A 20477-nucleotide genomic window follows, 5' to 3' on the forward strand; every position below is an offset into this window, starting at 1 on the left:
CGCGTGGCACACGGCTCAGCCCAGGACGTCCTCGAGCAGGTCGTGGACGCGGCGGCGCAGGTCGTCGCGGGCGGCCCGGGTCTCCTCCGGGCTGGTACCGACGACGGGCGGCACGTCCCAGGTGAGCACCATCCGCCCGGTGGTCGGCAGCTCGTCCTCCGGCACGCCGATCGCCACGATGTACTCCGCGGCACGGGTAGCGTCGCCGGTCACCGGCTTGGGGTAGCTCTCGTCCATGTCGATGCCGACCTCGGTCATCGCCTCGACGACATCCGGCAGCACGCTCTCCATGGGGTTGATGCCCGCCGACCAGGCCCGCACCCGACCCTGCGCTTGCGCCGTGGCGAACGCGGCCGCCATCTGGGAGCGGCCCGCGTTGCCGTTGCAGATGAACAGGATGTCGTGCACGCCGGCCGGGTCGAGCCCCTTCGCCTCGGCGAGGTGCCCCAGCCGCTCCTTGGCGAAACGCTGGACGAAGACCGGCAAGTAGGTCTTCGACGTCGACGTCGCCCCTAGCTGATCGTGGCTGTCGGCGACCACGACGGCGATCTCCGCGCGGGAGAACGACCCCTCGTAGCGCTCGCTCAGCTGGTCGATGATCTGGTCCAATTCCGTTGTCTCGAGGTAAACCACGGCGCTCAGTCAACTCCTGAACGCTGGGCGTGCAGGTGAACGGCGCGAAACCATCCGGCGAACCTTGGCAGGGGGCGGCCCGGGCCTTGCCCGATGCCGCGTTGAGGGGCGGGCGCAGAATGTTGCGCATGACCGCCCCCACCCTCGCCGACGTCCAGGCGCTGCTCGCGCCGCGAGGGCAGGAGCTGTTGGCGCAGATGCCGCCGTACGAGGAGTCGGCGGCGTTGCGCGTGGCGCAGCGGTTGCGGTCGGCCGGCTTCGAGCCGGAGCTGGTCGCGGCGGCAATGACGCAGGCTCGGCTGCGGGCGCGGGCGCGGGAGAAGCTCGGGGACCGCGCGGGCCGGCTGCTGCTGACCCCCGATGGCGTGGAACAGGCGACCCGCCCGCGGCTGGCCGCGCTGCATGCCGCGCGGTTCGTGGCCGCCGGGGTGCCGGGCGTGTGGGATCTGGGCTGCGGCATCGGCTCCGACGCGGCGGCGTTCGCCGACGCGGGGCTGGCGGTGGACGCCGTCGAAGCCGACGCCGCGACCGCCCTGATGGCCGCGCACAACCTCGAGCTGCCGATCTCGCAGGCCGCGATGGACGAAGGGGTGTTCCGGTCTGCCGACGGCCGGCTGACCGTGCGCCGGGCGCGCGCCGAAGAGGTGCGGCTGGGGGATGCGGCTGATGCCAGGGGTGACTTCGGTGTGTGGTTCGACCCGGCTCGGCGGCTTCCAGGGCGCACTGACGCATCCGGCCGCACCCGGCGCACGTTCCGCCTCGATCAGTTGGCGCCGAGTTGGGACTTCGTGGTGGCGAGCGCCGGGTCCGGTCGCGCCGTGGGGGCCAAGCTGTCGCCGGGATTCCCGCACGCCGCAGTGCCGCCGGGGGCACAGGCGCAGTGGGTGTCGCTCGAGGGTGAGGTGCTCGAGTGCGCGCTGTGGTTCGGCCCGCTGGCGGGCACGCCCGGGCGGACCGCACTCGTGCTGCGGTCGGACGCCGCATGGGAGGTGACGGGCGCGCACGGCCCTGCCCCCGCGCCCGGGTCGGTGCCGGCTGCGGCCGGCCAGTGGCTCTACGACCCCGACCGCGCGGTCGTGCGGGCCGGACGCGTCGACGCTCTGGCGGCGGCCACCGACGGCGCCGAACTCGCCTCCGGGGCGGGCTATGTGGTGGCGACGCGCGCGGTCGACGTGCCGTGGGCCCGGCGCTACCGCATCGAGGAGGTGTTGCCGGGATCCCCCAAACCGGTGCGCGCCGCTCTCCGCTCCCGGGGCATCGATCGGGTGACGATCAAGAAGCGCGGCGGCACCGTCGATCCCGACGTCTTCCGCGCCGCGCTGCGCCTGCCCGCGAAGGCGACGGGCGAGGAGGGCGTGCTCGTGCTGACCCGGACGCCCCGCGGCTCGGCCACCCTCCTGGTCCGCCCCGCCCCACCGGCCGCCCCACCAGCCGCCCCGACCACCCGCCGATAGTCGGATTTCCGGGCGACCGGCATAGTAAGAACTCTGAATCTGGCCTGGAAGTGTGACGATCGGCGGGGGTGGGGGCATCCAGCGTTTGCCGGGCTCTTACGCGACCGGCGTTCCGGCCGAGGTGCTGGTCGTCGGATCGCCGCCGTTGGCCGCAGCGCGGGCCGATCCGCTGCTCACCGCCGCGGAGCGGGCGCGCTGCGCCGCGTTTCGGCGGGAGGTCGACGCGGCCCGCCACGCCACGGGGCGACTGCTGGCACGGTCCACGGCGGCACGCTGGTTCGGCGTGGCGCCCGAACGGGTCGGCGTGGTCCCGGACCTCGACGCGACGTCGCGGGGCTGCCCCCGGCTGACGGTCGACGGGCGGCGCGCCGACGCCTACCTGTCGATCGCGCACGCGGGCGAGGTGGTGCTCGTGGCCGTGAGCGCCCGGCCGTGCGGCATCGACGTGGAGGTCGTCGCGGATGTCGAGCCGGTCGTCGGCAGCGACGTCATCTACGCGCCGCCCGAGCTCGCCGCACTAGCCGCCGCCCAGGACCCCGTGTTGCTCGCGGCCCGCTGGTGGACCGCAAAGGAAAGTGTGCTCAAGGCCCTGGAGGTAGGCCTGGGCGTCGACCCGCCGCTCATCGACGTGCGTCGCGAGCTGGTGACCGTCGCGGTCGCCCCGCCGTACACCTCGACGCGCACGACCTGGCGCCTGCACGCGGTCGACGTCCCGGCCGGCCACATCGCCACCCTCGCCGTGCCCGCCTGACCCAGCGACCTACCCCGACACCGGGCGCTCAGCCGCCAGAGGGCCGCGCGAGCAGTGCGTGGCAGCGGCGCAGGCGCTCGACCCACCAGGCGATCCGCTCCGGAGCCGGTGCCAGGTCGGGCAGGCGCGGCTCGTCGACGTGCAGGTCACCAGGGGCCAGCAGGCCGGCGCGGGGCACCAGGCGCGGCCGCGCGACATCCCGCTCGAGCAACTCGACGGTGCCCAGGCCGCAGGCGTAGTCCAACTCGGGCAGGGCCGCGGCGAGGGCGACGCCGGCGCGGATGCCGACGGAGGTGTCCAAGGCGCTGGACACGACCGCCGGCAGCCCGACCTGCGCGACGATCGCCAGCGCCGCGCGCACCCCTCCCAGCGGCGCGACCTTGACGACGATGACGTCGGCGGCCTGCTGCCGTGCGACCTCCAGCGGGTCGTCGGCGCGGCGGACCGACTCGTCGGCCGCGATCGGCACATCGACGCCGGCGCGGGCGAGATCGACTCGCAGTCGGGCGAGTTCGGGCACGCTGCGACAGGGCTGCTCGGCGTACTCCAGCTCGTAGGGCGCCAGCGCGCTCAGGGCCAGGCGGGCCTGCTCGACGTCCCAGGCGCCGTTGGCGTCGACCCGCAGTCGCGCCAGCGGGGCGTGCTCGCGCACGGCCGCGACCCGGTCGAGGTCATCGCGCAGCTCCTGCCCCGCCTGGGCCACCTTGATCTTCACGGTCGCGCACCCGTCGTATCGGGCCAGCACCTCGCCGACCAGCTCGGGCGCCACCGCGGGCACCGTCGCGTTCACCGCCACCCGATCGCGCACCGGCTCCGGCCAGCCCACCCACGCCGCCTCGATCGCGGCGGCCAGCCAGCGGGCGGCCTCCGCGTCGTCGTACTCGGGGAACGGCGCGAACTCGCCCCACCCGGCGGGCCCGCGCAGCAGCATCGCCTCGCGCTGCTGCACCCCGCGAAAGCGCATCCGTAAGGGCACCGCGACCACGCTCGCTCCGGCCAGCAGTTCGGCGACCGGCGGCAGCGGCCGGTCGGGGGCCGGGGAGACTGGGGTCATGGCGCCAGTCTCCCCGGCCGGCGCTTAGAAGTTGCGGGAGGCCTGCACGGCGGTGGCGACGATCATCTCGTTGACCTCCAGCGCGTCCCCGTTACCGGGGGCGCGGTTCACGGGCCGGTTGAGCCCCTGCAGGATCGGCCCGACGGCCCGCACGCCTGAGGTGCGGTGCACGGCGTGGAAGGTCGATTCGGCGGCGGCGCCGTCGGGGAAGACGAAGACTGTGCCGTTGCCACCCTCTCCGTTGCTGGCCCGCCGGGAGGCGGCGTTGAACGCGACCGGACCCTCGATGTGGATGTCGGGGCGCCGGCCGGCCGCCAGCTGCACGGCCTCCCGCACGCGCTCGGTGTCCGCGGCGACGGAGTCGGAGGACGAACGCGGCTCGATGAAGGCGATGCGCGGGGTGATGCCGACCGTCTGCGACTCCTCGGCGGCCCACAACCCGATCGCCGCGAGCTGCTCGGCGGTGGGATGCGGGTTGAGGGCGCAGTCGGTGTAAGCGACGACCTCGTCGGGCAGCATGAGGTAGTGGATGCTGGACACGACCTCGGCGTCCGAGCGCAGGCCGACGGCGGCTTCGGCTCGCCGCCCGACCTCCTCGAGGTCGGCGTCGGCGCCGCCGACCAGGCCGTCGACGGTGCCCTCGGCGAGCATCCGCAGACCGGCGGCCAGCGGCTCGACACCCGCGGCCGGCTCCGCGATCGCCAGACCCGCGGGCAGGTCGAGGCCGACCTCGGCGGCCGCCGCCTCGATCGCCGCGGTGTCGCCGACGAGCACGCAGCGCACGACGCTGCGGGCCTGCAGGTTGATCGCCGCGACGAGGGTCGCCGGGTCGGTCGCATCCGTCAGGGCGATCCGTTGCTCGGCCCGCGCGGCCGCGACGACGACCTCGCGGCGGAAGGCCGCCGGGGTGGAGCGGGGCAGCCGGTCGTCGCTGGGCAGGCCCAACAGCCACTGCTCGTCGAAGGCCTCGGCCATCGTGTTCTTGACGAGGTTGGCGCGGGCCTCGTCGTCGGCGGGAATGTCCGGGTCGAGCCCGAGCACCCGCGTGACGGTCTCATAGGTGCGCCCGGGTGACAGCAGCACCGGCAGGCCCGCCTCCAGGGCGGGGCGGCACAGGTCGAGGATGTCGTCGTGCGGGCGGATGCCGACGGTGAGCAGCACGCCCGCCAACCGGGTGCCCTTGGTCTCGGCCAGCGCGGCCGACATCAGCACCTCGTGTCGGTCGCCGGGCACGACGACCAGCCGATCTTCCTGGAAGACGCTCAGGTAGCCGGGGGCGGCCTGCGCGGCGATCTCGACCCCGTGGATGCGGCGGCTCTGGTCGCCGACGTTGACGATCTCCAGGCCGAGCTCTCGCACGATGTCGCCGACCCGGCGCCGCGTGAACTCCGGATTGTCGGGGATGCTGGCGACGGTGTGCAGGCCTCGCTGCTGCAGCGCGGCGGCGAACTCGCTCGGGTCGCGGTCCGGCGGCACGTGGTTGACGACGACCCCGATGACGCGCGTGGGGACGCTCTTGCGGCGCGACTTCGGCTGCCCGTCGGCAACGGCCGCGGTCAGGCTCGAGGGGGTCAGGCGCGGCGCCCCGCGCAGCACGTACTGGCTGTTGGCGACGCCGACCGAGTGGGCCAGGCGTTGCGGGTCGAGCCGGGAGGCGTTGGCCACGAACAGCACGTCGGCATCCAGCGACCGGGCCATCTCGGCGTTGACGCGGCCCGAGTACACCTGCTCGGTGCCGGGGGCCAGGCCCTCGATGACGACCACGGAGTGCTCGCGGAGGGCGTCGTCGGCGAGGTCCACGACCTCTTCCATGAGGCTGCCGACGCGGTCGAGCGCCAGCATCTCCTCCAGGTGCGCCACCGCGATGGGTGCGGGTGGACGCTGCGACGTGGTGAGCCGGAAGAGCTCGACCGACTCGTCCTCACCGACCCAGCGGGCCTGGGCGAACGGCTTGAGGTAGCCGACGCTGACCCGGAGGCGGTCGAGGGCCTGCACCAGGCCCAGGCACGTACTCGTCACTCCCGCCCCGTGGTTCGTCGGGACGACGAGGATGCGACGCGCCATATGGACTCCTCCTGCGGCGGCGCCCCAGCGTCACCGGTCGATGGACCTTTGTTGCCCTATCGACCGAACTGCCCGCCGCTGTAGGCGGTTCGCGGGGGCGGCGGGCGTCCGCTCAGGCCGGCCACTGGCCGAGGATGGGCCGGGCCGGGTCGGCGACGGCGGCGGCGATGCGCTGCTCGAAGTGCTCGGGCATCGCAGGTAGCGCGTCGAGCGGCCACCAGCGGGCCTCGAGATTCTCGTCGTCGCCGACCTCGGGCTCCCCTTCGATGTACCGCAGGCGGAAGCAGTGGTCGAGGTATCGGGCCTGGTCACCGTTGGCGTGAGTCATCAGCTCGGTGGCCCGCACCCACACGAGCGACTCGATGCGGGCGCTGACGCGGGTCTCCTCGAAAACCTCCCGCACCGCCGCGTCGTGGGGGTCCTCGCCGGGGTCGACGATGCCGGTGACGGGGCTCCAGATGTCGAAGTCGGCGCGCCGCACGAGCAGCACCTGGGTGCCCGGGGCTTGCCCGGGGTCGGCTGCGCCGGGACCCCCGGGATGCCCGGGGTGTTCGGGCCGCTCGGGATCTTCGGGGGCTTGGCGCAGAACGACCGCGGTGCAGCCGATGAGCCACAGCGGCGCGTGCCCGATGTGGTGGCGCAGTTCGACGATGAACTCGGGGATCGGCATGAGCGCAGCGTCTCACGGGCGCGCCTCGTAGGCTGGGGCGTCGTGACGGCAGAGCAGAGCAGCGAGCAGCCTTTCGACCCTGCGGCGTGGGCGGTGGTCGACGGCTTCGACTTCACCGACATCACCTACCACCGCAGCGTGTTGCCGGGCCCGGTGCCGGGCCGCCCGCTGGGGGCGGTGCGGATCGCGTTCGACCGGCCGGAGGTGCTCAACGCGTTCCGCCCGCACACGGTCGACGAGCTGTATCGCGCGTTGGATCACGCGCGGATGACCCCGGATGTCGGGGTGGTGCTGTTGACCGGCAACGGCCCCGGCCCGGAGGGGACCGGCGCGGCGGGCAAGTGGTCCTTCTGCTCGGGCGGTGACCAGCGGATTCGGGGGCGCTCGGGGTACCAGTACGCCTCCAGCGAGGCGAGCGCGTCGGGTGATGAAACGGCCAGCAGCGTGGATGAGGCGCGGGTCAAGGCCGAGGGCGGGCGGCTGCACATCCTGGAGGTGCAGCGGCTCATGCGCACGATGCCGAAGATCGTCGTTTCGCTGGTGGGTGGTTGGGCCGCCGGTGGCGGACACTCGCTGCACGTCGTCTCCGACCTGACGATCGCCAGCCGCCAGCACGCCCGGTTCAAGCAGACGGATGCCGATGTCGGCAGCTTCGACGCCGGGTACGGCAGCGCGTATCTGGCGCGGATGGTGGGGCAGAAGTTCGCCCGCGAAATCTTCTTCTTGGGGCGCACGTACACGGCCGAGGACATGCACCGGATGGGCGCGGTGAACATCGTCGCCGAGCACGCGGAGCTGGAGGCGGAGGGCATCCAGGTGGCCCGCGAGATCCTCGGCAAGAGCCCGCAGGCACAGCGGATGCTGAAGTTCGCGTTCAACCTCGTCGACGACGGCCTCATGGGCCAGCAGGTGTTTGCCGGCGAGGCCACCCGCCTGGGCTACATGACCGACGAGGCCGTCGAGGGGCGCGACCAGTTCTTGGAGAAGCGCGACCCCGACTGGTCCCCCTTCCCCTGGTACTTCTGATGGCTGGGTCGAGCCAGGGTTGGCGGCCCACGCCGGGCGCCGAACCCCGCGCCGCCCAGAGGCCGAGTCGTCAATTTGATGGACCAGTCGTCGATTCTTCGTGACGACTCGGGCGTCAAAATGACGACTCGGCGGGGACGAAGTGACCGCCTAAAGGGGCGGATGACGGTCTGCGTAGCGGGTGGCTGCCTCGAACGCGGCGGCCACCCGCAGCAGCTCGACGTCCTTGCCGGGCGCTGCGACGATCTGGATGCCGATGGGCAGTCCGTCGGAGGAGAACCCACCGGGTACCGAGATCGCCGGGCAGCCGGTGGCCGAGATCAACGTGACGGCCCGCATCCACTCCAGGTAGTTGGCCATCGGGCGGCCGTTGATCGCCTGGGGATACTCCAACTCGGCGTCGAACGGCAGGGCCTGGGCCGTGGGCATCACCAGCACGTCGTGAGTCGCGAAGTACCGCTGCGTCGCCTGCCAGAGGCGCCCGCGTGCCTCGTCCATCGCGGCAAGGTCCTGCACGGTCAGGTCGAGGCCGAGCTGGGTGTTCCAAACCACCGCCTGCTTGATCCGTCCCCCGTCGGGCCGCGCCGTCTCCGCGCGCACGAGGTCACCCCAGGAGGCGGCGAAGTCGTAGGCCCGCTGCACCGAGAAGACCTGATCCGCATCGCGCAGATCCGGGATACGGTCGTCGACGTCCGCCCCGAGGCGGCTGAACACGTCTGCCGCTGCGGTGACGGCGAGTTGCACATCGCGCTCGACCTCCATGAGTCCGTCGAGGGTGGGGCTCAGGCCGACCTTCACGCCGGCGACGCTCGGCGCGTGCGACGACCCGAGCGCGAACTCCGGCAGATCGAAGACGCCTCCCGGCTCCTGGATCGAGCACGGCCCGGCGGGGTCAGGCCCCGCGCCCACGCTCATGAGGAGGGCGACATCGCCGACCGTCCGCCCCATGAAGCCCTGCTGGGCGAGCCATTGCCACGCATTGCCCGGCGGAGTGTGCGGAATACGCCCGTTCGAGGGGCGCATCCCCACCACGTTGTTGAAGGAGGCCGGCGTCCGCAGGGACCCTCCCATATCGGACCCGTCACCGGAGGCCTGGATTCCGGTCGCGAGCGCCGCGGCGACACCGCCGGAGGACCCGGCCACCGACTTCGTCGGGTCGTAGGGATTGACCGTCGTCCCGAAGACCGGATTGAAGGTGTGGGCACCGGCAGCGAACTCGGGCACATTCGACTTTCCGGTCGGGATGATGCCCGCGGCACGGAGCCGCGCCACGAGCAGGTCGTCCGAATCGGGCACCCGGTCGGCATAGATCGGCGAGCCGAGCGTCGTGCGCATGCCGGCCGTATCGTGCGTGTCCTTGATCGTCATCGGCACACCGTGCAGCGGGGGCAGGCTTTCACCCGCGGCACGGGCGGCGACAGTTTTCTCGTCGGCTCGCCGGGCTTCGTCCAGCGCCCGCTCCGGATTGAGGGTGACGATCGCGTTGATCGTCGGGTTGACCTGCTCGATGCGCGCGAAATGCGCCTTAACGGCCTCCGTCGAACTCACCTCGCCCGACGCGATGAGGTGAGCCAGTTCGCGGGTGGACAACCACGTGAGGTCGGTCATGTCAGTCCCCTTCTCAATTGATGAGCGAGCTCTCGGTCTCGGCACCGTCGGCCTTCTTGCGGGTGTACCAGGCCAGGGCCACGGTGATCACGACGCAGAGGGCGATGGCAAAGGACGACACGATCTTCGGTGTGTTCGGCACGACGAGGAGGACGACGAAGAAAGCCACCGCGACCGCTATGGCCGTGGACTTCGCGGACTTCAGCGTGACGATCAGCTGCACGAGGACGCCCCCCAGGATGCTGGGGAGGATGTAGAGCCGGGCCACGTCGGTGATGGAAGCCGGGGTGATCGAGACGATCCAGGTGCCGAGGAAGCCCACCAGAATGAGCAGCGACAGCACATGGACGACCGCCGCGCCGGAAATCGCGGCCGTGGCAGCGAAGGCGGCCTTGCGAGTTCCCGGCTTCGCCTCGATGGTGTGTTGCGCGACGATCGCCGAAGGCACCAGCTTGTTGGCGATATTCCCGATGAGGAAGGCCGGGTACATACCGGCCGGCCCGAGGATGGGGAAGTAGGTCAGGGGCTCCACGACATAGAACGCGCCGTAGACGGCCGCCACGGCGATGAATGCCGTGATCACCTGGCCGGCCGAGACCTCCACGCCGGAGATGGTCATGATGATGAACGGCATGGACGTGGCGATGACGAGCCCGATGAGCAGGGTGATTCGCCCGAATCGGTTGGTGGTGCGCGTGTAGTTGTCGAACAGAGCGTCTTGTTCCGCGGTGTACTTACTCATGGCCAGCCCCTCAGTTCGTCGCGACGTAGGCGGCAACGAGACCACCGATAATGGCGAAGCCCAGAGCCCATTCCCGCAGCCAGGCTTGTTTGAATTGCTTGGCCACCCACAGGCAGACGCCCATGATGGCCGCAGACACGATGACGGCCAGGACGTGAATGCTCGACTTCGGCAACTCCGTCACCGTGAGGCCGGCAAAGGCAGCGAGCAACGCCGCCGACGGCACGATGGCCATCAGGGCCGGGTTCACCTTGGTGAGCTTGTCCTGGCCACGCGAGAGGATGGGCGTGAGAATGAGCGTCGAGATCATCCAGCACGCTCCGGAAAGGCTCATCGCGAAGAGCGCGACGATGAAGACGCTCTGGGTATAGCTGTCATCACCCAGGTTGGCCCCCATGGTTCCCGCCGCGATCGATGCCGAGGCCGTCTCCGTCGCGGCGGATCCGATGAGTCCGATGCGGACGAGGATCGAGGGTGTGCCGAACAGAGGAAGCAGAGCGATCGCGACGAGTACGACGGCGAGCGAGGGTCCGATAGCGGCCACACCGCCCGCTCGAAATGCTTGGTAGACCTCGTGTTGGCTCATCCCGGCGCCCTCGGCGTTCTTGCGAACGGCGACCATGTACACGGCCGACTGGACGAGGATGACGCCGAGAACGCTGAGCGCGAGCACCCACAGGACGGGCGAATTGGCGATGGCTCCGATATTCGTGGAATTGCTGTCCGCCGCGATCATGCGCTGGCGTTCTTGCCCAGGCGGGACATGAGGACCGCGTAGGCGGCGGCCGTCCCGGTGCTCAGCGTCGGCTCCATGACGGGGCCGAAGAAGGGCGAGTGGTTCGATGGGGTGGGCTCGTCCGAGTCCACGACGTCCTGCGGCATTCCACCGAAGAACCAATAGACGCCCGGCACGCCAAGCGCGTCGGGCAGCGCGCCGAAGTCCTCAGAGCCCATGACGGCAGGCTTCTCGCTGACCTTGTCGTCACCGAGGGCGCCGCGCAGGACCTCGATGACGCGCGCCGTCTCCTCCTCATCGTTGATCAGCAGCGGGAAGGTGTAGAGCTCCTCGATCTGCGGCTCCGGCGCGTTGCTCGCCATCGCCTCCGCCGTGATGATTCGACGCAATCCGGCCAGCAGGTGCTCGCGAACGTCGGCGTCGAGGTTCCGCATGTTCACGGTGAACTCGGCCGTGGGCGGGATGATGTTCTCCTTGAGCCCCGCGTGCATCGTGGCGATGGTGATGACCGCCGACTTCAGCGGGGCGACCTCACGGCTGATGAGGCTTTGAATGCGAACGATCATGTACGCCGCGAGAACGACCGGATCGATCGTGTTCTCCGGCTGAGATCCGTGACCACCGCGGCCCTTGACCGTCACCTTCCAGGCGTCGGAGTACGACATCGCCGGTCCCGGGGTGACATCGATCGAGCCGGTCACGCCCGGCCACACGTGCTGCCCGTAGATGACCTCGGGGTGGGGTGCCTTGTCCCACAGACCGTCTGCGAGCATCGCCGCGGCTCCGGCCGCCGTCTCCTCGCCGGGCTGGAAGAGGAACACGACGGTGCCGGCCCACGAGTCCCGGTTCTGCACCAGGAGCGTGGCCGCCCCGATCGCCGCGGTGATGTGCGTGTCGTGGCCGCAGGCGTGCATGACCGGTACCTCGGTGCCGTCCGGCAGCGCCCCGCGCGCCGTCGAGGCGTACTCCAGGCCGGTGTCCTCCTGCAGCGGCAGCGCGTCCGTGTCGGCTCGGAACCCGATCACCGGCCCGTCGCCGTTCACCAGAGTCGCGACCACGCCGGTTCCGCCGCAACGGAAGACGTCGTAGCCGAGCGCGCCCATCCGCTCCTCGATGAGAGCGGCGGTCTCGTGCTCCTGCATCGACAGCTCGGGATTCTGGTGCAAGTGCCGGTAGAGCTCGTGCAGCCGCTCGCGCAGCTCCGGGTGGTCGTCGAGGATCGTCGTCATCGCTACTCCTTGCGGGAGGGGACTGGCGGACCTGGGCGGCAACGCCGCCGCCCAACGCAAACGTCTGCGCAGTCAAGCAAACGTCTGCGCGCTGCGCACCGGGACATCCCACGCTGTGAGCAGGACCTTCCCCACCGGCAGGACCGCCCAGCTGACCCTCGTGCATGATCGAGGTCGCGCCTAGAATGAACTTATGACCTTGACTGCATCCGAGTTCTACGAGGCTGGACTGGCCCTTCCTCCGTCGGTGCGCAAGGACGTGGCACTACGCCTGCTGGATTCCATCGAGGCCCCCGAGAGCGCAACGCCCAGCACGGTTGATGACTCGTGGACGAGCGAGATCGAGTTGCGGATCGATGACATCCTTAGCGGCACGGTAGAGACGGTTCCGCACGAGGACGTTGTTGCCCGTCTGGCCGAGCGAAGGGCCTCCCGTCGTGCCGCGCGCCGTCAGTCGTGAGCTGGTCGATCCGGTGGCATCCCGAAGCTGAGGCGGAGTTCGACAGCGAGATCAGTTGGTATGACGACCGCGAAGAGGGGCTTGGCGATCGGTTCGAGAGCCTGGTCCTGGAGTCTGTGGCTGACTGCGCGGACCACCCAGAAGCCTGGAGCGTGTGGCCGGGATGGGATCGCCATCCAATCGTCCGGGCGAAGAGCGTTCGTGACTTTCCCTTCCGGATCGTCTACTTCAGTCGCGGCGGCAGCTTGACGATCGCCCATACCAAGCGACGGCCCGGCTACTGGCAGGGGCAGAGTGAACAACAGCCCAGACGTCGGATGAGCGGTCCCCACGTTCGGTTGTCCAGTGGTCGGGGCCAAACGCCCGGATCCCGAGTGGTCACTTTTCGGGGCCAGTGGTCGAAATTTCGTGACAACTCGAGGGCGAAAGTGACAACTCGGCGCGGCGGAAGTGACGACTCGACCTCCGTAATGACGACTCGGCGCGCGCCGTCAGCCGGCGGCGGCCTGGATGGCGGTGAGGGCGATGGTGTACTCGATGTCTTCGACGAGGGCGCCGCGGGAGAGGTCGTTGACGGGGGCGGCGATGCCTTGCAGCATCGGGCCGACGGAGATGACCGACGCTGAGCGCTGCACGGCCTTGTAGGTGGTGTTGCCCGTGTTGAGGTCCGGGAAGATGAAGACGTTGGCGTTGCCGGCGACCGGCGAGTCGGGCGCCTTCGATTTCGCCACGGACGCCGTGGTGGCCGCGTCGTACTGCAGCGGCCCGTCGACGAGGATGTCGGGGCGCAGCTCCTTGACGAGTTCCGTTGCGCGGGCGACCTTCTGCACGTCCGCGCCGGCACCCGAGGAGCCCGTTGAGAAGGAGATCATCGCCACCCGCGGTTCGATACCAAAGGCGGTGGCCGAGTCGGCGCTCTGGATGGCGATGTCAGCGAGTTCTTCGGCGTTGGGGTCCGGGTTGATCGCGCAGTCGCCGTAGACGACCACCTCGTCGGGCAGGCCCATGAAGAACACCGAGGACACGAGCTTCGCGCCGGGCTTGGTGCCCAGAATCTGCAGCGCCGGGCGCACGGTGTTGGCGGTCGTGTGCACAGCCCCGCTGACCAGGCCGTCGACCTCTCCCAGGTAGACCATCATCGTGCCCAGCACGACGGTGTCGCTGAGCTGGTCGACGGCGATCTGCTCGGTCATCCCCTTGTGCCGGCGGCGCTCCACCAGCGCGGGAATGTAGCGCGGCGCGGCCTCGACCGGGTCGATGATCTCGATGCCCTCCGGCAACTCCAGCCCCAGCGACGACGCCACGGCCTCGACCTCCGCGGGCGCCGCCAGCAGCACACAGCGGGCCACGCCCTTCTCCGCGCAGATCACGGCGGCCTGCACCGTGCGGGGTTCGGCCCCCTCCGGCAGCACGATCCGCTTGTTCGCCACCCGCGAGCGCACGGTCAGCTCCCGCCGGAACGCCGCCGGCGACAGACGCCGCGTACCCGACGACTCGGCCAGCCCCGCCAGCCAGTCCTCGTTGAAGTTGTCCGCCGTCAGCTGCATGACCACCTGGGTGCGGGGCTCGTCGTCGTCCGCGATGCCCTTGTTCATGTGCACGATCTGGTTCGCGGTGTCGAACGTCTGGCCCTGCGCGAGCAGCATCGGCAGTCCCGTCGCCAGCGCCGGCTGACACATGGCCATCAGCTTGGGGTCCGGCGTCAGACCGGCCGTGAGTACCATCCCGGCCAGCCGCGTACCGTTCATCGCGGCCAGGCAGGCAGCCAGCAGCACGTCGTGCCGGTCGCCGGGCACGACCACCAGACGACCCTCCGTGAGCACCGACAGGCTGCCGAGCACGCTCTGCGCCATGATCGCGTTCGCCCGGATGCGGCGGTCCAGGTCGCCCTGCGACAGCACCGTCAACCTCAGCTCGCGCTGCATGTCCCGCACCCGTGGCCACGTCGCCTCCGCGAGATAGGGCACGGCCCCGACGAGCCGAATCCCCTGCTGGGCCAACGCGGTGCGGTAAGCCTCGATCCCCGGCCCAGAGCCGTCCGTCGGCACGCGCGTCAGCACCGCGCCGATGACTCGGCTGATCTCCCCGCCGACGCGGTAGCTCGCCTCCGCGCCCGCCATGAGCGAGACGACGTGCTCGACGCTGTGCCCGTGCGCCGAGGCGACGAGCACGACCTCCGCATCGAGCGACTTGGCCAGCGCGATGTTGATGCGCCCCGAATACGTGTGCTCCTCGGTCGGCACGAGCCCCTCGATGACGACGACGTCGTGCTGGGACAGCACGTCTTCGCCGTGGCTCAACACCCGCTCCATGAGGTCGTCGTCGTGCCCGCGGGCGAACGCATGCTCGGTCTCCGTCGCAGAGATCGGGTCCGGCGGGTTGAGGTCGGTGACCAGCCGCACGAGGTCCGTCGTGTGATCGGGGTGCCCGTGGGTGGCCTGCGCCAGCGGCTTGAGGTAGCCGACGTCGATGCCGCGCTCGTCGAGGGCGTGGATGAGCCCCAGGCACGTGGAGCTCAGCCCGGAGTCGTGGCTGGTCGGGGCGAGCAGGATGCGGCGCGTCATGCGCGGGGCCTTCCGGGTCGGAGTGGATGCGGCAGGGCGGTGGTTCAGCGGGTGAGCGCGGCGGCGTCGCGGGCGATGACCAGCTCTTCGTCGGTCGGCACGACGATCGCGACGGGTGCCCGGGTGCTGTCGGGATCGCGGGTGATGATGCCGCCCTCGCCGCGGATGCAGCGTTGGTTGGCGGCCGGGTCGACCTCCAGACCGAGGTAGCGCAGGTGACCGAGGGTCGCGCTGCGCACGGTCGTGCTGTTCTCGCCGATGCCGCCGGTGAACACGAGCGCGTCGAGGCCCTGTAGCGGCACCATCAGCGCGGCGATGTATTTGGCCAGGCGGTAGGTGAACACCTCGATGGCCAGTTGGGCGCGCTCGTCGCCGGCCTCGGCGGCCTCGTCGAGGGTGCGCATGTCGTTGCTGATGCCGGAGAGGCCGAGCAGCCCGCTGCGCTTGTTGAGGTCGGCGGTGATCGCAGAGATGTCGGCGCCGGTGCGGTCGTGGATGTAGCCGAGCACCCCGGGGTCGAGGTCGCCGGAGCGGGTGCCCATGACGAGGCCCTCGAGCGGGGTCAGGCCCATCGAGGTGTCGAGGCTGCGGCCGCCCTTGACGGCGGCCAGGGAGCACCCGTTGCCCAGGTGCGCGGTGACCAGGCGCAGCCCGGGGTCGCCGTAGCGGCCCAGCTCACGGGCCGCCCGCGCGCTGACGTAGCGGTGCGAGGTGCCGTGGAAGCCGTAGCGGCGTACCCCGTAGTCACGGGCCCACTCGGCGGGCACGGCGTACCGGTAGGCCTGGGCGGGCATCGTCTGGTGGAACGCCGTGTCGAAGACCGCGACGTGCGGCACATCGGGCAGCACCGCGCGGGCGGCCTCGACGCCCGCGATGTTCGCCGGATTGTGCAGGGGTGCCAGGGGGATGCACTCGCGGACCGCGTCCATCGCCTCCTCGTCGAGGACGACGGAGGCCGAGAACGCCTCTCCGCCGTGGACGACGCGGTGGCCGGTGGCGACGAGCTCGACCGCGTGTTCGCGGGCCCACTCCTGCACGGCCGCCAGCGCGACGGCCAGCACCCCGCGGTGGCCGGTGTCATCACCCAGTTCCAGCGCTGCGGCCTGGCCGAATTGCCCGTCGGTGCCGACGAACCGTACGGAGGCGCTGGCCTCACGGGTGCCGACGCGTTCGGCGAGGCCGGTGACGAGCCGGGCGCCGTTCTGCGGGTCGACCACCGCGAACTTCAACGAGGAACTGCCACAGTTCAGGACGAGCACGGCCGACGTCACGAAGGTCACGGTGCGAGGCTACCCGCCGATCAAGGTGCAGCAACGCTCGGCGTGGGGCTGCCCCGGACGGTCCGCCGGGTGTCACCAAAAGGCCATCTCTAATTTGTTGCACGAGAAGCCCTTTGCCTCGAGCAACGATCGGCCGTTACCATATGGTGATCTGATTCCATCCACACCCCCTACGACATCCGCTCGCGACATCGCCGTCCGACACTCGGGAGCTTCCCCTCCGGTGGATCGACCCTGTGGTCTCACCTGCTATCGGCTCCCGGCGGAGGCCGCGGTGTGACCCCCTGTGAAAGAGCACTTGTCATGTCGATAGTCCAGCGCGCCTCCGACGCGCAGCGTTCCCGCGCCGACGCAGCGAGCCCGCCTCCTGCCACGGCCTCCACGCCGCCGCCGCGCATGGACTGGATCGACATGTCGCGGGCGGTGGCCGTCGTCGCGGTGGTCCTCTTTCACGCGAGCATCGGGCACTACTACCTCATGGAGCATTCCGCCGAGGGCGTCGTGGCGTGGTGGGACCGGGTCAACCAGATCGTGACGACCGTGCGGATGCCGCTGCTGTTCGCCATATCGGGCATGCTCGCGGCCGGCAAGATCCGGCGCGGTTTCCGCGGTGGCCGCGCGATCGAGGCCGCCGTCACCAACTACTACCTGTACGTCGTGTGGCTGCTCGTTTTCGGCGCGATGCTGCTGCTGGCCGGCGACCGGCCGGTGCCGTTCCGCGTCGACAGCTTCAGCGTGTACCTGCAGGAGTTCTACCAGCCGAACAGCCCCCTCTGGTACGTGTTCGCACTCGCGATCTACCTGGTCGCGTTCACGGCGCTGCGGCGCGTGCACCCCGGCGTCGTGCTCGGCGGCCTACTCGCGCTGCACCTGGTGTCGACGCAGCTGTACACGCTGGAGAGTCCGCTGTGGACCCGCGCGCTGTCGTACTCCATCTACTTCGGCCTCGGTGTGTACGGCAAGCAGTTCCTCACGCAGGTCGCGGCGCGGCCGATCCTCGCGTCCCTGGCGCTGGCCAGCGGCTACCTGGTGTACCAGCAGATCGGCATGACCAAGCTCATGAGCTTGGAGCCTCCGTCGGTGGTCGACGCGTTCTTGACGATGGCGCTGTACGTGCTCGCGGGCATCGGCATGGTCGGCATCACCGGCATGCTGTCGCGGGCCCGGCCGTGGGCCGTCGTCGGGCGCTTCATCGGCAAGCACACCCTCGGCATCTACGTGCTGCACATCCCGGTCATCGTGGTCATCAACCTGGGGCAGTTCGGCCCGTTCGGCACGCTGCGCGACCTCGTCGCGACCAGCCCGCTCGTCGACGTGCTGTACCCGCTCATCATCACCGCGATCATCGTGCCGATCTGCATCGCCTGCCAGATGCTCGCGCCGAAGGTCGGCCTCGGTGCCCTGTTCGCGATGCCCGCGCCGCTGCGTCGGCAGACCGAGCGGGCTCGGGTCGCGCTCGCCGCGCGGTACCCGGTGGAGGCAAAGTCGGCGAAGGCCGCTGCGAGCGAGACGGCGTCGGCGCAGGCCGAGGGCGCGTCGACAACGGCAGGCGCCGCTGAGCCCGAGGGCGTCGGTCGCCGCTGAGCGCCAAACTCTCGTACCGGATGTCGATCGTGCTGCGTTGATGTCGATCGTCGGGTTGCCCCTGGGTGCCGATCTGCGCGCCGCGTTGCCGGCGTTGCAGGTGATGCTCGACGGCTCCGGTCCGCTGTTGCTGCCGTTTGCGGAGGGTGCGGCCGCGCCGGATCTTCTGACCTCGGGCGACTCGTCGGTCGGGCCCGCGTCGGGTGTGGCGGTGGGGACCTCGGGTTCGACGGGCTCACCGAAGCGAGCGATTCTGCCGACGGCCGCGCTGCGGGCCAGCGCGGAGGCGACGCATCAGGTGCTCGGCGGTCCGGGTCGCTGGCTGCTGGCGCTGCCGCCGGAGCACATCGCGGGCCTGCAGGTCATCCTGCGGTCGCTGCTGTCCGGGCACGACCCGGCGTTACTGGCTCCGGGGCCGTTCACCGCCCAACGCTTCACTCAGGCCGTGGCTGACGCTCGCGCCGAGGCAGTCGCCCCGCGGTACGTGTCCCTTGTGCCGACCCAGCTCGGCCGGCTGCTCGACGACCCGGCGGGCCGCGGGGCTCTGGCGACCTTCGACGCCGTGCTCGTCGGCGGCGCGGCCACCCCCGCGCAGCTCGTGGAGCGCGCCAGGGACGCCGGCGCCCGAATCGTCCGCACGTACGGCATGAGCGAGACCGCGGGCGGCTGTGTGTACGACGGCCGCCCGCTGCCCGGGGTGCGGGTGCGACTGGAGGCCGAGGACGACGGCGCGGGACGCATCGTCCTCGGTGGGCCGACGGTCGCGGCTGGCTATCTCGGCCTGCCCTCCGAGAGCCCCGCGGCTCAGGCGTTTAGCGCTGATGGGCAGGGCTGTTGGTTCCGCACCGACGACCTGGGTGAGCTGCGCGACGGGGTATTGACCGTGCGGGGGCGCCTGGACGACGTCATCGTGACCGGCGGCCTGAAAGTCGCGGCCCACGTCGTCGCCGAGGCTTTGGCGGCCGAGCTGCCTGATCTCACAAGCCTTGTACTCGGCCTGCCCGACGACCGTTGGGGCCAGGTCGTCACCGCAGTGGTCGTCGCCACCGGGCCGGCCGCCGACACGGTCCGCGCCACCTGGCCCGAGACCCTCGACCGCCTGCGCCACCGTCTCCCCGCGCACGCACTCCCTCGCCGCCTCGAAATCGTCCCCGAGCTGCCCCTACGCGGCCCCGGCAAACCGGACCTGGCGGCTCTGCGTAGTGCGCTGAACAACGCAGAAGAACTCTGAGATCTTCAGACTCGGTGGACCTGGGCCACGGGGCACGACAGGAGATCAGGACCCGCCCCTAACGTCGAGATCTCCGCAGGGTCGTCCTCCAACGAAGGAAGGACACGCAGGCGACGCCACCGGCAACGCCCGACACGAAACCGAGGTACGGAGTTCTCACCGCCTCGCCCCAGATAGAGAATGCGATCAAAGCTATGCCTGCCCCCGTCAACATCGCAGCAAGAACTCCCAACGCGATCTCCAACGGGCTGTTCTTCAACATATTGGCGTCCCGTAAACCAAGCCCCAGGCGGCGGTCATGAAGTGGCGACGTCGGCGGGGTGGACGCGGCGCAGGCCCGGCACCTGATCGAAGTCGCGGTCCAGCGAGACGATCTCGGTGAAGCCGGCGCCCAGCGCCGTGGCCGCATGCACGGCGTCGCGGCCGCGCGCGTGTCCCTCCCCCACGATCCGCCGCGAGACCCGCAGGGTCGGCGCGTCGAAGTCGTGCCACGTGACCAGCGCATCGACGGCGTCGAACTCGGCCACGGCATCGTCGCGAGCGGCCATCCGGAGCCGGTGAAACAGGAACTCCTGACCGCCCTCGACGCTCAGGTGGAATTCGATCTCGCCGTCCTGCGCCCGCTCGAGGAGCGCCACACAGGCTTCCCGGTCGGGATGTGGCGCACCGAAGGCACGGAGCAGCACGACGGGGTCGAGGAATAGGGCGGTCATCGGGTGGCGAGCTTCCGTTCCAGCTCCGCCGCGTAGGCCTCATCCAGCGCGACCGAACCCTCGCCAGGACCGCTGGAGTCGTCGGCGCGGGCCCGGGCAAGTGCTGCCAGGCGCACGAGGTTCGCGGCGGCAGCTGCCCGTCGCTCGCGGTGGCTCGATTCGAAGCGCAGGTCGATGGCCTCGCGAATGACGGCCGCGACGCTGCGGCCCGACCGCTGCGCCTCCGCCGCGACGCGGTCGTATCGCTCCTGATCGAGGAGCAGCTGCAGGCGTCTCCCCATGACCGACATGATGTGAGCATACACATGCCACATACGCATTCTCTGGTCGGTCGCACCCGTCGACTTGAGTGACGCCCAGGCGATGCGAGAATGAAGGTCTCGACAACAGGAGGTGCGCCGTGCTCCGCATCGTCTTCGCCGCGTTCGTCCTCGGCTTCACGATCTACACGCTGACGGACTGCGTGCAGACGCCCGAGGATCGGGTGAAGGGGCTGCCGAAGATCGCCTGGGTCATCATCATCCTGTTGTTCCCGCTGGCCGGTGGTGGCGCGTGGTTCCTCGCCGGGCGGCCGTCGCGGCCCAGCCCGATCCAGGACCGGCGGCCCAACCGTCCCCGCGGGCCCGACGACGACCCCGACTTCCTGCGCGGCCTCTAGGCCGATCCCGCCCCTCTTCA

At 70.5% G+C, this 20477-nt stretch carries 19 protein-coding genes; 7 read left to right on the forward strand and 12 right to left on the reverse strand.

The features are described from left to right. Positions 1–15: 15 nt before the first annotated feature. Positions 16–633, reverse strand: coding sequence for an arsenate-mycothiol transferase ArsC (locus tag KILIM_RS12090; protein WP_006592975.1), 618 nt, complete (start codon positions 631–633; stop codon positions 16–18). Positions 634–761: 128 nt separating this feature from the next. On the opposite strand from KILIM_RS12090, the gene KILIM_RS12095 reads away from it, so the two are divergent. Both KILIM_RS12095 and KILIM_RS22425 read left to right on the forward strand, forming a co-directional pair. Then, on the forward strand, positions 762–2087 hold the full coding sequence (locus tag KILIM_RS12095; protein ID WP_006592976.1) for a THUMP-like domain-containing protein: 1326 nt from the start codon (positions 762–764) through the stop codon (positions 2085–2087). A gap of 52 nt (positions 2088–2139) precedes the next feature. Further along, positions 2140–2838: a 4'-phosphopantetheinyl transferase family protein gene (locus tag KILIM_RS22425; protein ID WP_006592977.1), complete on the forward strand. Its 699-nt coding sequence runs from the start codon at positions 2140–2142 to the stop codon at positions 2836–2838. A 28-nt stretch (positions 2839–2866) separates the two neighbouring features. Here the strand turns inward: KILIM_RS22425 and KILIM_RS12105 are convergent, their stop codons facing one another. From KILIM_RS12105 to KILIM_RS12115, 3 genes are all read right to left on the reverse strand, one after another. Beyond that, positions 2867–3892, reverse strand: a complete 1026-nt coding sequence (locus tag KILIM_RS12105) for an o-succinylbenzoate synthase (RefSeq protein WP_006592978.1) — start codon at positions 3890–3892, stop codon at positions 2867–2869. Positions 3893–3916: 24 nt separating this feature from the next. After that, a complete protein-coding gene (locus tag KILIM_RS12110; protein WP_006592979.1) occupies positions 3917–5956 on the reverse strand; it encodes a phosphate acyltransferase in 2040 nt (679 codons plus the stop codon). A gap of 112 nt (positions 5957–6068) precedes the next feature. Further along, the gene (locus tag KILIM_RS12115) at positions 6069–6626 is read right to left on the reverse strand and encodes an NUDIX hydrolase (protein ID WP_006592980.1); all 558 of its coding nucleotides are present in this window, start codon (positions 6624–6626) and stop codon (positions 6069–6071) included. Between the two features lie 42 nt (positions 6627–6668). Here KILIM_RS12115 and KILIM_RS12120 point away from each other — a divergent pair, with 42 nt between their 5' ends. Further along, positions 6669–7652 carry a 1,4-dihydroxy-2-naphthoyl-CoA synthase gene (locus KILIM_RS12120; RefSeq protein ID WP_006592981.1) on the forward strand — a complete coding sequence of 328 codons (984 nt, stop codon included), beginning with the start codon at positions 6669–6671 and terminating at the stop codon, positions 7650–7652. Between the two features lie 150 nt (positions 7653–7802). Here KILIM_RS12120 and KILIM_RS12125 read toward each other — a convergent pair whose 3' ends face one another. The 4 genes from KILIM_RS12125 to KILIM_RS12140 are packed head-to-tail and all read right to left on the reverse strand — an operon-like array spanning position 7803 to position 11967. Beyond that, a complete protein-coding gene (locus KILIM_RS12125; RefSeq protein WP_006592982.1) occupies positions 7803–9260 on the reverse strand; it encodes an amidase in 1458 nt (485 codons plus the stop codon). 13 nt (positions 9261–9273) lie between these two features. Continuing rightward, complete coding sequence (locus KILIM_RS12130; protein WP_006592983.1) at positions 9274–10002, reverse strand: hypothetical protein; 729 nt, start codon at positions 10000–10002, stop codon at positions 9274–9276. A 10-nt stretch (positions 10003–10012) separates the two neighbouring features. Next, positions 10013–10738 (reverse strand): DUF5058 family protein, encoded by a 726-nt coding sequence (locus KILIM_RS12135; RefSeq protein WP_006592984.1) that lies wholly within the window; start codon positions 10736–10738, stop codon positions 10013–10015. Next, positions 10735–11967 carry an amidohydrolase gene (locus KILIM_RS12140; RefSeq protein ID WP_006592985.1) on the reverse strand — a complete coding sequence of 411 codons (1233 nt, stop codon included), beginning with the start codon at positions 11965–11967 and terminating at the stop codon, positions 10735–10737. Before KILIM_RS12140 ends, KILIM_RS12135 begins: the two co-directional genes overlap by 4 nt. Positions 11968–12160: 193 nt before the next feature. Here KILIM_RS12140 and KILIM_RS12145 point away from each other — a divergent pair, with 193 nt between their 5' ends. Beyond that, a complete protein-coding gene (locus KILIM_RS12145; protein ID WP_006592986.1) occupies positions 12161–12427 on the forward strand; it encodes an addiction module protein in 267 nt (88 codons plus the stop codon). 491 nt (positions 12428–12918) lie between these two features. Here the strand turns inward: KILIM_RS12145 and pta are convergent, their stop codons facing one another. Then, a complete protein-coding gene (pta, locus tag KILIM_RS12150; RefSeq protein ID WP_006592987.1) occupies positions 12919–14991 on the reverse strand; it encodes a phosphate acetyltransferase in 2073 nt (690 codons plus the stop codon). A 44-nt stretch (positions 14992–15035) separates the two neighbouring features. Next, positions 15036–16271, reverse strand: a complete 1236-nt coding sequence (locus KILIM_RS12155; RefSeq protein ID WP_306302356.1) for an acetate kinase — start codon at positions 16269–16271, stop codon at positions 15036–15038. A 303-nt stretch (positions 16272–16574) separates the two neighbouring features. On the opposite strand from KILIM_RS12155, the gene KILIM_RS12160 reads away from it, so the two are divergent. Beyond that, the gene (locus KILIM_RS12160; protein WP_006592989.1) at positions 16575–17855 is read left to right on the forward strand and encodes an acyltransferase family protein; all 1281 of its coding nucleotides are present in this window, start codon (positions 16575–16577) and stop codon (positions 17853–17855) included. A 40-nt stretch (positions 17856–17895) separates the two neighbouring features. Next, positions 17896–19086, forward strand: a complete 1191-nt coding sequence (gene menE, locus KILIM_RS12165; RefSeq protein WP_006592990.1) for an o-succinylbenzoate--CoA ligase — start codon at positions 17896–17898, stop codon at positions 19084–19086. A gap of 296 nt (positions 19087–19382) precedes the next feature. Here the strand turns inward: menE and KILIM_RS12170 are convergent, their stop codons facing one another. Beyond that, positions 19383–19799 (reverse strand): type II toxin-antitoxin system VapC family toxin, encoded by a 417-nt coding sequence (locus KILIM_RS12170; protein WP_006592991.1) that lies wholly within the window; start codon positions 19797–19799, stop codon positions 19383–19385. After that, positions 19796–20089, reverse strand: a complete 294-nt coding sequence (locus tag KILIM_RS12175) for a ribbon-helix-helix protein, CopG family (protein WP_169330762.1) — start codon at positions 20087–20089, stop codon at positions 19796–19798. The genes KILIM_RS12170 and KILIM_RS12175 overlap by 4 nt, the downstream gene beginning before the upstream one ends. 110 nt (positions 20090–20199) lie before the next feature. On the opposite strand from KILIM_RS12175, the gene KILIM_RS12180 reads away from it, so the two are divergent. Then, entirely contained in the window at positions 20200–20457 is a 258-nt protein-coding gene (locus KILIM_RS12180) for a PLD nuclease N-terminal domain-containing protein (RefSeq protein WP_006592993.1), read from the forward strand. Positions 20458–20477: the final 20 nt, after the last annotated feature.

Source organism: Kineosphaera limosa NBRC 100340 (assembly GCF_000298215.1).
GTDB classification, from domain to species: Bacteria; Actinomycetota; Actinomycetes; order Actinomycetales; family Dermatophilaceae; genus Kineosphaera; species Kineosphaera limosa.